Below are 11,690 nucleotides of genomic sequence, written 5' to 3' on the forward strand. Positions count from 1 at the left end.
ATGGAGCTGCTGCTGGCGGATAATGGAGTAGGAATTGAGAAAGACGATTTGAAACACATATTTGAACGGCTTTATAATTCATCCTTACAAGGTACGAAAGAAAAAGGAATTGATGATTATACAGGAAGCTATACAGCCAACTATGAGGATTTTTCAGATACAGAGTATTTGTTCGGCGGAACTTCCATAAAGCGTGAAGCGGGTAAGGATCTGTCTATTGACTGCGCGCTGGAGGTTACGGATGGAACTGCAAAAGTATTTTGGATTTCTGGAGCTGATGAAGAAGTCACTTTGCTTGAAACAACCGGAACATATAGTGATACAATTACACTCCCTGAAGGTGGAAACTATATCGGCATTGAATGTGAAAATTTCACTGGAAGCATTGAATTGAATATGGAGTAACATTCTGCCGGACGACGGCAAAAGAAAAAAAGCCGTCGTAAAGCAGACACATTTCCACGCGCCTATGAAGCGGTGGCTTTGATTTCAGAGCCGCCGTTTCTTTTCGTTTATCCTAAACCAACGACGACCTAACACCGTGTAAATCCACGGCGGCACATAGGAGGATGCCGCCGTGTCTATGTTTGCCTTTTTTCACAGTACCCATGACCTGCACCAGCTAAAAAAAGCCTGTTCCCAGCAGCGGAGCAATGCGGTCAGAAGTATGCACTATACCATGTAATTAAACAGCAAAATATATTCCATGACGCTCGTATGGCTTTATGCCGTCCGGGCGCTTTTTTGTCCCTATGGAGCCGGAACATCGGGTCAGCATGGCCCGAACTTTATCCCCGGTGCCGCGCCCCACCACCCCATTCAGATTTTCCCAAAAAAGTCTGAATGGAGGAAGGACAGATGGAAGTTACCATCAATTATAACGGACAAGCTGTGGCCGTGGAGGTCACGCTGGAAGTCTATGAATTTCTTGATCGGGCAGATCACAAAACGGAGAACCTGTTCCATGAACAGCGGCGGCATTGGGATGGCCGGGAGTTTGACGAGTACATCATTACCACCGAGGGTGTAGGAGCCTACGGCGAAACGCCGGAAGAATACCTTTGCCGCATGGAAACGCTACATGAGCTGATGGCAGTTCTGGACACCTGTACCGAGGCCCAGCGCCGCCGGTTCCTGCTCTATGCGCTTGACGGGCTGAGCCTTGCAGAGATCGGTGTGCTGTGCGGCTGCTCCAAAGTGGCTGTGTATCAAAGTGTGGAGGCGGTCAGAAAAAAATTTATAAATTTCTTTGAGAGCAGGCTTAACGAATGACCTGTTTTCTGGCTACCAAGTGAAAGGGATCATTTCCCTTATCTCAGCGAGGGGCGGACAGCGGACGAGCTGCCCGCCTCTCCGATTTTCAGGAGGTAAGCCTATGAAAACAATCAATCTGCGGTGGATGTATCCCCACTACCGGCATGACGAGTTTGTGGATGTTACGGACGAGGTATGGGCAGCGATGTATCAGGCCCAGCGGGAGATGGAGAACTATGAGCGTCGGAAAGTCTACCACCGCGCCTACTACTCTCTGGAGGCATACAGCTGGCTGGAAAATTACGCACTGGAACACAGCAGATCGCCGGAAGATATTTTGCTGGAACGAGAAGAAATGACCACCCGCCTGCACCTGATAGCAGCTCTGCCGGTGGCTCTGGCTCATGCCACTCCGACACAGGCCCGCCGTGTTCACGCCTACTACATTGCCGGTATCAAGCAGCCGGAAATCTCCCGGAGAGAGGGCGTCCACAGCAGCAAGGTCAGCGTTTCCATCCGTCGGGGTCTGCGGAATATGCGCCGCTGCTATGATGACCTTTTTCAAACAGAGTGAGGGCGTGCCTATGCAGACCATCAATCTCAAACAATATTATCCATTTTGCAAAGAGGACATTTTTGTGGAGGTGTCCGATGAGATCGTCGAAGCGTTTCTTCTGGATAAGAGAGCCGAGGCCGCCAGAGAACGCAAGATGTTCCGGTATAAGGCGTTTTACTCCCTCGATTGTAACGATGGAATCGAAAATGCTGCAATCGGCTGGGCGCAGCCATCGCCGGAGGATCATCTGATAGAAAAAGAAGAATTAGCCGAATACGAAGAACTGATACGGCGATTGTATGAAGCCATTTCTTCCCTGCCGCCTATGCAGGCTCGCCGTGTCCACGCCCGCTATATGCTGGGTATGAAAGTGAAAGATATTGCCGCAATGGAGGGTATCACACCATCACAGGCGGGAAAATCCATCCACGCTGCACTGCGGAGGCTGCGCCGGTACTTTGCGCGTCAGAAATGGACGGTCAATCTATAAGCGTTTCCAAAGAAAAGAGGTGCATGACATGAACGAAAAAATTACAGCCCAACCCCCAAAAGAAGAACGGCAGGAAGTCCTGAAGGAGATCCGGCAGCTTGAAAACCGCAAGAAGATTTTGGAGAACAAGCAACGAAACGAAGAACGCAGGGTTCGCACCCGCCGCCTGATTGAGCGCGGAGCCATTTTGGAGGGGATTTTCCCGCTGGCTTCCAGCCTTTCCGGCGCAGAGGTCAAAGCATTTCTGATTGCCCTGTCCTATCTTCCGGGGGCTGCGGAATTGACTGCAAACCTGCCAAAATCCGGGGATATGCCATAAGTCCCTTGTTTACAAGGGCGCACTTATACACCGTTGCCGGTGCTGTGCGCCCTGCCGGGGGCGTTGCGTACTTCGTCCGCGATGGGAAGCTACGCTCCCCAAACCCCTTGTGTGCTCTGCGCAGCCAAACACCCGCTTTGCGTTTGTCCGGCTCCACAGAGCCTGTTATCCCCTCACTGAAAGGAGGTGTTCCCCATAGATTTCTGTCATATCCCCGTCAGTATCATCAAGCGCAGCGCAGGCCGTTCAGCCGTTGCCGCAGCTGCTTACCGCAGTGGAACCAAGCTGACAAATGAATGGGACGGAATGATCCACGACTACACCCGGAAAGGCGGCATTGTCCATGCGGAGATCATGCTGCCTGCCCACGCCCCGCCGGAATTTGCAGACCGTTCTATCCTCTGGAACAGCGTGGAGCAAATCGAGAAAGCAAGAGACAGCCAGCTTGCCCGCGAGATTGAGGCAGCTTTACCCCGTGAACTGTCCGGCGAACAACAGCTTGCCCTTGTGCGTGCCTATGTGAAGGACAACTTTGTAGACAAAGGAATGTGCGCCGACTTTGCTATCCATGACAAGGGAACCGGCAACCCTCATGTCCATATCATGCTGACGCTCCGGCCGTTGAAAGAAAATGGACAGTGGGGCGCAAAGTGCCGCAAGGCATACGATCTGGACGAGAATGGACAGCGTATCCCGGATGGGAAAGGCGGTTGGAAAAATCACAGAGAGGATACGACCGACTGGAACGATAAAGGAAATGTGGAGATTTGGCGGGCAGCGTGGGCAGCCTACACCAACCGGGCACTGGAATCTGCCGGTAGACCGGAGCGTATTGACCACCGCAGCTACAAGCGGCAGGGCATTGATAAAATTCCCTCTGTCCATCTGGGGCCAGCTGCCAGCCAAATGGAAAAGCGCGGTATCCGCACCGACAAGGGGGAAGTAAACCGACAGATCGTCGCCGACAACAAGCTGCTGAAAGAAATCAAAGCTCGCATTACCCGTCTTTATCGCTGGTCGAAAGCGGAAGCGGAAAAACCACAAACGCAGCAAAGCAGCTTGACCGCCTTGTGGGAAGCCCAACAGCAGTTGAACGCTCCCCGCACCCGCACCGGCAAAATCCGGGCTTTGCAGGAAAGCGCTGCACTATTCAGCTTTTTGCAGGTAAACGGCATCCAGTCTATGCAGCAGCTTCATGAAAAAATCGCTGATATGAACAGCTGTTACTATGACCTGCGCGGAAAGATCGTCAAGGCTGAGCGCCGGATCGCCATTCTTACCGAACGCGGGGAGATGTGGGAACAGTACAACCAGTACAAGTCCATCCACAAGCAGCTTGCCAAAGTAAAACCGGAAAAACGGGAACAGTTTGAGCAGCGCCACAGCCGGGAACTGATCCTGTATGATGCAGCAGCCCGGTATCTGAAAGAACTGAAAGACAGCGGCGAGGGGATCACCCCGAAGGCATGGCAGCGGGAAATCGACCAGCTGGCCGCCGGAAAGCAGACGGACACGCTTGCCATGAAATCCATGCGGGAGGAGTTGAAAGCAGTGGAACGGCTCCGCAAAACCGCCGAGCAGCTGTCCCGACAGGAAAGGGACAAGTCTCACGACCGTGGGCCGGAGCGGTAAAGGCTACCGCGTTTTGGCGTACCCCTGTCAAGTGCGTCGCGTTTCACGACATACTTTTGCATACAGAAAAACCGTCGTACAGGTTTCCCCATACGGCGGCAGACTGTTTATTTGCCGAACAAGTCGCTGTGTGTGCCGGTGCGGGCCAGCGTCAGCACCAGAACATCATCCTCTATGCGATAGACAAGCAGCCAGTCCGGGAGAATATGACATTCCCGATGACCTGCCCAATCGCCGGACAGGTCATGGTCACGGTTCTTATCCGGCAGCGGTTCGCCCATTGCCAGCAATGCTACGACCTGCTCCAGCAGCTCAATCTTCAAGCCACGCTTGATGGCTCGTTTGTAGTCCTTTTTGAAACTGGTCGTGTACTTGACGGTATATTTGGTTTCTTTCATCTTTTCAGGTCAGCAAATAACTCGTCAAGGTCATTGTAGCCCTTTACAGACGGGTCTTTTGCAATCCTTTCCGCTTCCAGCATGGCAGCAACCGTTTCTTTGTTCGGCTGTTCCAGCCTTACTTCAAAGGGAATGCCGCCTTCACGAAGCGACTGGCGCACAAAGATGTTAAACGCCGTAGTCAGGTTCATGCCAAGTTCCGTAAACAGTGCGTCCGCCTGCGCTTTCAAATCTGCGTCCATGCGGATACTGATGTTTGTGGTATTTCCAGCCATACGATCAACCCCTTTCTGCTGGCAATTATAGTATATGCCATTTGCACGAAGAAAACAATACTTTGCACGAATATTTAACAATAAATTCATTCAAGGAGGTTACCTGCTTTATGAAAGAAATCATTTATGAAGAACAACAAGACTGAACCTATCCCTGTCATGGATTACCGCCAGTACCGCAGAGCGCGGAAACTGGTGCATGAGTGCTGCAACTACATTGCCGGAAACTGTATCGCCCTGGACGATGGGGAGGAATGTATCTGTGTCCAGTCCATTTCCTACTCCCTGTTGTGCAGGTGGTTTCGGGCGGCGGTATTGCCGCAGGATAAGGAACTGGAAACGGCGCTGTTCCACCGGCTGAATGCTAAGAAATGCGCCGTATGCGGGGCGCTGTTTACCCCCGGTTCTAACCGGGCTAAATACTGCCCGGAATGTGCCGCACGCATGAAGCGGATTAACGCCGCAAAGCGCAAGCGGAAACAACGGGAGAAATGTCACGCTTTAGGGGCTGAAAAACCCTTGTAAATCAAGGCTTTTTTTGAGGGTGTCAAAGGCAGTCTGATAGATTTATCCTCTGACCCCTAAAATAGCCTTAAAATGCGTACAGAATCCCAAAAGAACCCCTAAGGAGGAACCCTATGTCAGACAATCGAAAATATTATTACCTGAAACTCAAAGAAAACTATTTTGATGATGATTCCATCGTGCTGCTGGAAAGTATGCAGGACGGTGTGCTGTATTCCAACATTCTGCTCAAGCTGTACCTGAAATCGCTGAAACATGGCGGGCGGCTCCAGCTTGACGAGGACATCCCTTACACAGCGCAGATGATCGCTACCATTACCCGCCAGCAGATCGGCACTGTGGAGAGAGCCTTGCAGATCTTTTTGAAGCTGGGTCTTGTGGAAGTGCTGGACAGCGGCACATTCTACATGAGCAACATCGAACTTTTAATAGGCCAGTCCTCTACCGAGGCCGAGCGAAAGCGGGCTGCAAGGCTTCAAAATAAGGCTCTTTCTGCGCTCCGGACAAGTGGCGGACATTTGTCCGACATTCGTCCACCAGAGATAGAGATAGAGTTAGAGAAAGAGATAGAGATAAAGAGAGAGATAGAGAAGGTACGCCCTGAAACGGGGCACCCTTCCCACACCTATGGCCGTTACCAGAATGTTTTCCTGACGGATGAAGAACTGGCAGACTTGCAGGTCAGCTTTCCTGCTGTATGGGAACAGTACATCGAAAAGCTGTCCGAGTACATGGCTTCTACCGGCAAGCGGTATCAGAGCCATGCTGCCACCATCCGGCGCTGGGCCGGTGAGGATGCTAAAAAAACGATCACACCCTCACGCAACCGGGATTACAGCGTAAAGGAGGATGAAACTGTATGATTGAGATTACCGCAGAAATCCGGGCATTCATCGACAAGGCAGCTGCCGGTGTGGAATTGGCTGAGGACGAGTATATAGACCCGTCAGACGGGCTCATTCACTGTAAGAAATGCGGCGGCCAGAGGCAGACCGTTGTGCCATGCTTCGGGAAATCCGGCTACTTTATGCCGCACTGCATCTGCCAGTGCCAGCAGGAGGCTGAGGAGCAGCGCAAGGCTGCTGAAGAACGGAAGCGCCGCATGGAGCGTATCAAACGCCGAAAGGCACAGGGCTTGCAAGACCGCTATCTCTATGACTACACCTTTGCCAACGACAACGGCCAAAACCCATTGATGGACAAGGCCCGCGCCTATGTGGAGAACTGGAAGGAGGCATATAAAAACAACACCGGCCTGCTGTTGTTCGGGGATGTGGGAACCGGCAAGTCCTTTTTCGCCGGTTGTATTGCCAACGCCCTGCTTGACCGGGATGTGCCGGTGCTGATGACGAACTTTCCCACCATCCTGAACCGCCTGACGGGGATGTTTTCCGAGGACAGGGCCGACTTTATCACCAGCTTTGACGAATATGACCTACTTATCATTGACGATCTGGGCGTAGAGCGCAGTACCGAATATGCTATGGAGCAGATGTTTTTCGTCATCGACAGCCGCTATCGCAGCCGAAGACCCATGATTATCACAACAAACTTGAAACTGTCCGAGCTGAAAAACCCGCCTGATCTGGCCCACGCCCGTATCTATGACCGTATTTTGGAACGGTGTGCGCCGATCCTCTTTGACGGGAAGAATTTCCGGGAAGAAAATGCCGGTGTCACCCGACAGGCAGCAAAAGACATTGTAAACAGTAAGCACGACTGATTTTTTACCGGGCGGCACAGACCCGTTCGGAGAAAGGAGCGCTATGAACAAAGAACCCCGTACTATGCAGATGGCAGACGCCGCTGCTGCGGCCAGAGCGCCGGAAAACACGCCAGCGATGGTAAAGAAAATCGGCAAGACGACCTACAAGGTTCATGTCCATTTCAGCAATACCAGCACAGAAACCATGAGCGATAAAATCAAGCGTATGCTCAAAAATGAAATTCAGCAGATGTGACAGACTGATAAACTAAGCCGCCTTGTGCTAAACTGATGATGGTACGCACCAAAATTTTTGTCAAGGAGGACATGAAAATGCTTTACACAGAAAAAGAGAAACATGAAATTGAGCGAGTAAAGGAAGTCTTTGCGGAACATCTGCGGCAAAGCCCTGATTTTGAATTGCTCTGGTCGGACAAGGTGGGCTATGTCTGGCTGACGATTGGCGTAAATCCAGTCTATGTGGATACCGGTATCAGGATAGAATCTGCCGCCGATCTCTGCGGCAAGTGTTTGGATGATGTTGCTACGGATGTTTTATATATGACTGGCAACGATCATGCACTGGAAGCAGCCGACCCGCTGGAGTTAGCCGAAATCAAGCGGCTCTGGGAGCCATATATCAACCAGCTGCCAGACTATGCGTATCTCTGCAAAGACCTGCTGAACGGAAAAATGTAATCTGTTAAATGAGGTGTCAGGAGCCATACAGTGCTTCTGGCACCTTTTGTGAGTTTTCTGTGAATTTGATTAAAAAGTCCTTGACAATTTGTCTCTGGCAAGACAGCCAAAAGCATCTTGATTTCCTGCGGTGCAAGACTGGCTCCCTTTGATATTCCCCAGCTTCGGGAGATCATGTCTTATGACGAACTGGAGCTGGATAAGCTGGGGGATGAAAAATCAGCGCTGTTCTTTCTTATCAGCGACACGGACACCACCTACAACTTTTTGGTTGCCCTCGCTTTTTCGCAGATGTTCAACCTTCTGTGTGAACGGGCTGATAACACCTATGGCGGGCGTCTGCCCTACCATGTGCGGGTGCTATGGGACGAGGCTGCCAACACCGGGCAGGTGCCGGGGCTGGAAAAGATTGTGGCCGTCATTCGTTCCCGGGAGATCAGCCTGACGCTTTTTTATCAGGCAATGAGCCAGTGCAAGGCATTGTACAAAGACCATTCCGAAACCATCATGGGCAACATGGACAGTATCGTATTCCTCGGAGGCCGGGAGGCTTCCACCCTAAAGGATATTTCGGAAAACTGGCTGGGCAAGGCCACCATCTCTATGCAGACCGAGGGCCGCAGCCGTGGACAGTCTGAAAGTTACAGCCAGAATATGCAGCGGCTTGGCCGGGAACTGATGACCACCAGCGAGATCACCACCATGCCCGGGGATAAATGTATCTTGCAGCTTCGGGGGCTCCCGCCCTTCCTGTCCCCGAAGTATGACTTGAAAAAGCACCCGAATTACAAGTACACAGCCGAATTTGATAAAAAGAAAAACGCCTTCCGCTTGGAAAGCCTGTTCCGCCACCGGCCATTGAGACTAAAGCCAGAGGACGAATACACGGTGTACGAAGTGGACGGCTCTGACACGGACGAAGAAGCTGACCTGTTGAACTTCGATGATCTGGACAGCGACGAGTTTGTGTAACTTCGGGCCATGATGACCCGAAGCGCCGCCGATGTGGGCGGCTTTTTTTGTACCCAAAACCATCAAACAAAATGGAGGAACGTATATGGAATTTTTCAATCAGGCAATCGACATTCTTAAAATTCTGGTCATGGCTCTTGGCGCTGGTCTGGCGGTATGGGGCGTCATCAACCTTCTGGAAGGTTACGGGTCGGACAACCCTGCGGCAAAAAGCCAGGGCATTAAGCAGTTCATGGCTAATTAAAGGGAACAAAAAGAAAGGAAAAGCACAATCCAGACGGTATCAGCGGCAGTCTACAAGAATAAATTGTGATTACACAAGATTGGTGCTATAATAAGAGAAAAGTTCCTGCCGGGGCAGCCGCCCCGGTGGTATGGATAGAAAGGCAGGAAAACAATATGCACATCAGCTATAAACCACTCTGGCACACACTGTTAGAGCGTGATATGAGGAAAGAGGATTTAAGGCTTGCCGCTGGTATGACAACGAATATGATTGCCAACATGAGCAAAGAGGGAAAGCACATCAGCATGGACACATTAGCCCGTATCTGTGAAACGCTGAATTGTGAGATTACCGATGTGATTGAGTTAGTACCAGACGAGCCTGCTTCCACAGGAGGTAAGGAACATGAGAGAATTGAAACCAAGAATAACGGAAAACGGAATTGATTATATCCTTGTCGGAGATTACTACATCCCGGACTTGAAACTGCCGGAGGAACACCGCCCTATCGGAAAGTACGGACGGATGCACCGGGAATATTTAAGGGAAGTCCACCCAGCCAGATTGAATACATTGATACTGACCGGAGAATTGTGGACATATCTTGCAGACCTGAACGAACAGGCACAGGAACGGTTAGACACTATCATGGAGCAGATGAAAGCCACCGAGGGCGTGACAGAGGAATTGAAGCGAACTCAACAAATGGAATGGGTGCAGCGTTGTAATAACATTCACAACCGGGCAGAAGAAATTGTTTTGCATGATATAATTTATTCATACGGGAGTAATTAAATCGGAGGTATATAAGATGATTGAAATTGTATTTGGTGAAAGTGCCTGTGGAAGTTTGAAAATTGCCCAAACTTACGGTAAGGGAAAGTATAGAGGAAGTGCAGTTTCGGTCTTTATGAGGCACGAAGATGGGAGTGTTCCATCTTCAGATGAAATGAAAGAAGCACAAATTCAAGCACAGGAACAAGAACATATTGCTTGGGAGAATGCTATTCCATTGGGAGGCAAGAGCAGTGATGTTTATTGTTTTGATATGGCTCTTAGTGTGGGAGATATTTCTGATAATGGAATTGGCGAACAGCGGAAAAATGTTCTCAAGAAAATGCTGTCTGTCTGGTTTGTAGAGGATTTAGACTATCAGGTTGAAGAAAAAATACAGAAAATTAAAACTACATTGTCTTCGGTTATTGAACGATATGTAGCTGGGGAAGAAGTTCGTATTTGGTATAGCTATAATCCGGATGAACTTTGCGGTATGTACTGGCTTATGAAACAACTTCGACCATTAAACTGTCAGACAACAATTTATTTGGTTAAGTTACCTGCCTGGGAATATGGAAAAGAAAATACTATGACATCCAAAATAGCATGGGGTGAGGTTTCTCCTGGCGAATGGGGAAAATATATAACTCTACAAGAAAAAGCTAAGCCTGTATTTCTTTCAGCTTGTGCTATGAAATGGAATCAACTTCAAAATGAAAATGCACCTTTGCGTGCAATGCTAAATGGTAAATTGCAAAGTGTTTCAGAAGATATATATGATAGTTTCATTCTTCGTGAAATTGCGGAACAGCCAGAGCAATTCAAAATGGCTATTGTTATAGGTAATGTTTTAGGAAAATATCAACTTGGAATTAGTGATGTATGGATTTCTAATCGCATTGATAAAATGCTTGAAGATGGTGTGTTGGAAATTATACAGGACGCACCAAAGGGAGAAACAAATTATCGCCGGATATTAAGAAAACGAATGAAATAATAACCACAGCAAAAACCGCTGCTACATGGAAGCTAACAAACCATGCAACAGCGGTTTTTCTTTATCGTTTTTTCCTCTGGCTGATAGGCGTTCCCATTTTCTTTGATTTTTTGAGAATCCGAATCAGCCAGCGAAATTCTTCGTCTGACAGATTTTTATAGTTGATACCAAGCTGCTTGCAGTAAAGGACAACCAGCTTTTCATCCCGGCTGCCCTTGAAATTTTCGACTGCTTCGAGATTTTCTTTCAATTCATCGGCAACGGTGGTCTGGGGCGCACTCTCACTGTCCTTTTTGTGGGCTTCCCGAATATCCCGGATAATCAGGTTGAGGTCATCCAGAACCATGTGACTGAAATACTCATCATCACTGATATAGGCGGCTTGCAGCACTTTCAAATGCGGGTCATCTTCGCCTGGGCGATACCGTTCAATGATTTCATGCCGGACGGTATCGACAAGTGCATTGAGGTTTTGAATCTGCATGGTAGCAATCCCGTCCACATAAATCTCAATGTCTGCAAGAAACTTGATGAAATCTTTATGTGTAGCAAGCTCACAGAGCAGACGGTTGTTAATCCGACCGCTTTTCAGCAGTGCCACCATCTCATCATTCAAATGCAGCTCCGTCAATGGTGTGTTGATCTGCTCCCTGTTCTCTGTCCGGCACAGTAGATAATCAACAGAGACCCCATAGAAGTCTGCCAGCGTGATAAGGTTGCCATGATTGATTTCCTTAAAATCCTCTTTTTCATAACTTCCAAGAGCTGATTTGGAAATGCCTGTCAGCTTTGATAGTTCTTCCAGATTTAAGCCTTTGTCCTTGCGGAGTTCCCAAAGGCGTTCCTGTATGCTTGTTGCTCCTTT

The 11,690-nt window shown here is 49.4% G+C and carries 18 protein-coding genes and 1 pseudogene; 16 read left to right on the forward strand and 3 right to left on the reverse strand.

Annotation, left to right across the window (positions count from 1 at the left end):
* From ACESZP_RS17445 to mobQ, 6 genes are all read left to right on the forward strand, one after another.
* Positions 1 to 405 carry a hypothetical protein gene (locus ACESZP_RS17445; protein WP_499709897.1) on the forward strand — a complete coding sequence of 135 codons (405 nt, stop codon included), beginning with the start codon at positions 1 to 3 and terminating at the stop codon, positions 403 to 405.
* A gap of 453 nt (positions 406 to 858) precedes the next feature.
* The gene (locus ACESZP_RS17450) at positions 859 to 1,272 is read left to right on the forward strand and encodes an RNA polymerase sigma factor (protein WP_035394329.1); all 414 of its coding nucleotides are present in this window, start codon (positions 859 to 861) and stop codon (positions 1,270 to 1,272) included.
* 103 nt (positions 1,273 to 1,375) lie between these two features.
* On the forward strand, positions 1,376 to 1,828 hold the full coding sequence (locus ACESZP_RS17455) for a hypothetical protein (RefSeq protein WP_005933558.1): 453 nt from the start codon (positions 1,376 to 1,378) through the stop codon (positions 1,826 to 1,828).
* A 10-nt stretch (positions 1,829 to 1,838) separates the two neighbouring features.
* The gene (locus ACESZP_RS17460; RefSeq protein ID WP_035394327.1) at positions 1,839 to 2,300 is read left to right on the forward strand and encodes an RNA polymerase sigma factor; all 462 of its coding nucleotides are present in this window, start codon (positions 1,839 to 1,841) and stop codon (positions 2,298 to 2,300) included.
* A gap of 28 nt (positions 2,301 to 2,328) precedes the next feature.
* Positions 2,329 to 2,619 carry a DUF3847 domain-containing protein gene (locus ACESZP_RS17465; protein ID WP_005933556.1) on the forward strand — a complete coding sequence of 97 codons (291 nt, stop codon included), beginning with the start codon at positions 2,329 to 2,331 and terminating at the stop codon, positions 2,617 to 2,619.
* Positions 2,620 to 2,805: 186 nt separating this feature from the next.
* Positions 2,806 to 4,251, forward strand: a complete 1,446-nt coding sequence (mobQ, locus tag ACESZP_RS17470; protein WP_007037415.1) for a MobQ family relaxase — start codon at positions 2,806 to 2,808, stop codon at positions 4,249 to 4,251.
* Positions 4,252 to 4,358: 107 nt separating this feature from the next.
* Here the strand turns inward: mobQ and ACESZP_RS17475 are convergent, their stop codons facing one another.
* Together ACESZP_RS17475 and ACESZP_RS17480 are read right to left on the reverse strand one after the other, a co-directional pair.
* Positions 4,359 to 4,649: a type II toxin-antitoxin system YafQ family toxin gene (locus ACESZP_RS17475; protein ID WP_002596328.1), complete on the reverse strand. Its 291-nt coding sequence runs from the start codon at positions 4,647 to 4,649 to the stop codon at positions 4,359 to 4,361.
* Positions 4,646 to 4,924, reverse strand: coding sequence for a type II toxin-antitoxin system RelB/DinJ family antitoxin (locus tag ACESZP_RS17480; protein ID WP_005924829.1), 279 nt, complete (start codon positions 4,922 to 4,924; stop codon positions 4,646 to 4,648). The genes ACESZP_RS17475 and ACESZP_RS17480 overlap by 4 nt, the downstream gene beginning before the upstream one ends.
* Positions 4,925 to 5,050: 126 nt before the next feature.
* Here ACESZP_RS17480 and ACESZP_RS17485 point away from each other — a divergent pair, with 126 nt between their 5' ends.
* The 10 genes and pseudogenes from ACESZP_RS17485 (at position 5,051) to ACESZP_RS17530 (ending at position 10,825) form a co-directional block, all read left to right on the forward strand.
* Complete coding sequence (locus tag ACESZP_RS17485; RefSeq protein WP_005933550.1) at positions 5,051 to 5,449, forward strand: cysteine-rich VLP domain-containing protein; 399 nt, start codon at positions 5,051 to 5,053, stop codon at positions 5,447 to 5,449.
* A gap of 113 nt (positions 5,450 to 5,562) precedes the next feature.
* Entirely contained in the window at positions 5,563 to 6,312 is a 750-nt protein-coding gene (locus tag ACESZP_RS17490) for a phage replisome organizer N-terminal domain-containing protein (RefSeq protein WP_499709898.1), read from the forward strand.
* Positions 6,309 to 7,172, forward strand: coding sequence for an ATP-binding protein (locus tag ACESZP_RS17495; protein WP_499709900.1), 864 nt, complete (start codon positions 6,309 to 6,311; stop codon positions 7,170 to 7,172). The genes ACESZP_RS17490 and ACESZP_RS17495 overlap by 4 nt, the downstream gene beginning before the upstream one ends.
* Positions 7,173 to 7,236: 64 nt before the next feature.
* Positions 7,237 to 7,410: a transposon-encoded TnpW family protein gene (locus ACESZP_RS17500; RefSeq protein ID WP_015521917.1), complete on the forward strand. Its 174-nt coding sequence runs from the start codon at positions 7,237 to 7,239 to the stop codon at positions 7,408 to 7,410.
* A gap of 77 nt (positions 7,411 to 7,487) precedes the next feature.
* Positions 7,488 to 7,853 (forward strand): hypothetical protein, encoded by a 366-nt coding sequence (locus ACESZP_RS17505; protein ID WP_014080225.1) that lies wholly within the window; start codon positions 7,488 to 7,490, stop codon positions 7,851 to 7,853.
* An 84-nt stretch (positions 7,854 to 7,937) separates the two neighbouring features.
* Positions 7,938 to 8,825 (forward strand): annotated as a pseudogene (locus ACESZP_RS17510) (VirD4-like conjugal transfer protein, CD1115 family); the annotation flags it as partial.
* 85 nt (positions 8,826 to 8,910) lie between these two features.
* Positions 8,911 to 9,069, forward strand: a complete 159-nt coding sequence (locus tag ACESZP_RS17515) for a Maff2 family mobile element protein (protein ID WP_003500126.1) — start codon at positions 8,911 to 8,913, stop codon at positions 9,067 to 9,069.
* 155 nt (positions 9,070 to 9,224) lie between these two features.
* The gene (locus tag ACESZP_RS17520; protein WP_002593556.1) at positions 9,225 to 9,497 is read left to right on the forward strand and encodes a helix-turn-helix domain-containing protein; all 273 of its coding nucleotides are present in this window, start codon (positions 9,225 to 9,227) and stop codon (positions 9,495 to 9,497) included.
* Positions 9,457 to 9,846, forward strand: a complete 390-nt coding sequence (locus ACESZP_RS17525; protein ID WP_009296082.1) for a TnpV protein — start codon at positions 9,457 to 9,459, stop codon at positions 9,844 to 9,846. The genes ACESZP_RS17520 and ACESZP_RS17525 overlap by 41 nt, the downstream gene beginning before the upstream one ends.
* Positions 9,847 to 9,862: 16 nt before the next feature.
* A complete protein-coding gene (locus ACESZP_RS17530; RefSeq protein WP_014078537.1) occupies positions 9,863 to 10,825 on the forward strand; it encodes a DUF3658 domain-containing protein in 963 nt (320 codons plus the stop codon).
* Between the two features lie 61 nt (positions 10,826 to 10,886).
* Here the strand turns inward: ACESZP_RS17530 and ACESZP_RS17535 are convergent.
* Positions 10,887 to 11,690, reverse strand: an 804-nt coding sequence (locus tag ACESZP_RS17535; protein WP_499709903.1) for a helix-turn-helix domain-containing protein, incomplete at its 5' end; no start/stop codon positions are given.

This window comes from Candidatus Dorea massiliensis AP6 (genome assembly GCF_964245105.1).
GTDB classification, from domain to species: Bacteria; Bacillota; Clostridia; order Lachnospirales; family Lachnospiraceae; genus Laedolimicola; species Laedolimicola intestinihominis.

Bases quoted from the DNA above. Each gene is read 5' to 3' on its own strand.
- ACESZP_RS17500 (WP_015521917.1), top strand. From the start codon at position 7,237: ATGCAGATGGCAGACGCCGCTGCTGCGGCCAGAGCGCCGGAAAACACG.
- ACESZP_RS17490 (WP_499709898.1), top strand. From the start codon at position 5,563: ATGTCAGACAATCGAAAATATTATTACCTGAAACTCAAAGAAAACTAT.
- ACESZP_RS17455 (WP_005933558.1), top strand. From the start codon at position 1,376: ATGAAAACAATCAATCTGCGGTGGATGTATCCCCACTACCGGCATGAC.
- ACESZP_RS17505 (WP_014080225.1), top strand. From the start codon at position 7,488: ATGCTTTACACAGAAAAAGAGAAACATGAAATTGAGCGAGTAAAGGAA.
- ACESZP_RS17515 (WP_003500126.1), top strand. From the start codon at position 8,911: ATGGAATTTTTCAATCAGGCAATCGACATTCTTAAAATTCTGGTCATG.
- ACESZP_RS17445 (WP_499709897.1), top strand. From the start codon at position 1: ATGGAGCTGCTGCTGGCGGATAATGGAGTAGGAATTGAGAAAGACGAT.
- ACESZP_RS17485 (WP_005933550.1), top strand. From the start codon at position 5,051: ATGAAGAACAACAAGACTGAACCTATCCCTGTCATGGATTACCGCCAG.
- ACESZP_RS17465 (WP_005933556.1), top strand. From the start codon at position 2,329: ATGAACGAAAAAATTACAGCCCAACCCCCAAAAGAAGAACGGCAGGAA.
- ACESZP_RS17475 (WP_002596328.1), bottom strand. From the start codon at position 4,649: ATGAAAGAAACCAAATATACCGTCAAGTACACGACCAGTTTCAAAAAG.
- ACESZP_RS17480 (WP_005924829.1), bottom strand. From the start codon at position 4,924: ATGGCTGGAAATACCACAAACATCAGTATCCGCATGGACGCAGATTTG.
- ACESZP_RS17530 (WP_014078537.1), top strand. From the start codon at position 9,863: ATGATTGAAATTGTATTTGGTGAAAGTGCCTGTGGAAGTTTGAAAATT.
- ACESZP_RS17525 (WP_009296082.1), top strand. From the start codon at position 9,457: ATGAGAGAATTGAAACCAAGAATAACGGAAAACGGAATTGATTATATC.
- ACESZP_RS17495 (WP_499709900.1), top strand. From the start codon at position 6,309: ATGATTGAGATTACCGCAGAAATCCGGGCATTCATCGACAAGGCAGCT.
- ACESZP_RS17460 (WP_035394327.1), top strand. From the start codon at position 1,839: ATGCAGACCATCAATCTCAAACAATATTATCCATTTTGCAAAGAGGAC.
- ACESZP_RS17450 (WP_035394329.1), top strand. From the start codon at position 859: ATGGAAGTTACCATCAATTATAACGGACAAGCTGTGGCCGTGGAGGTC.
- ACESZP_RS17520 (WP_002593556.1), top strand. From the start codon at position 9,225: ATGCACATCAGCTATAAACCACTCTGGCACACACTGTTAGAGCGTGAT.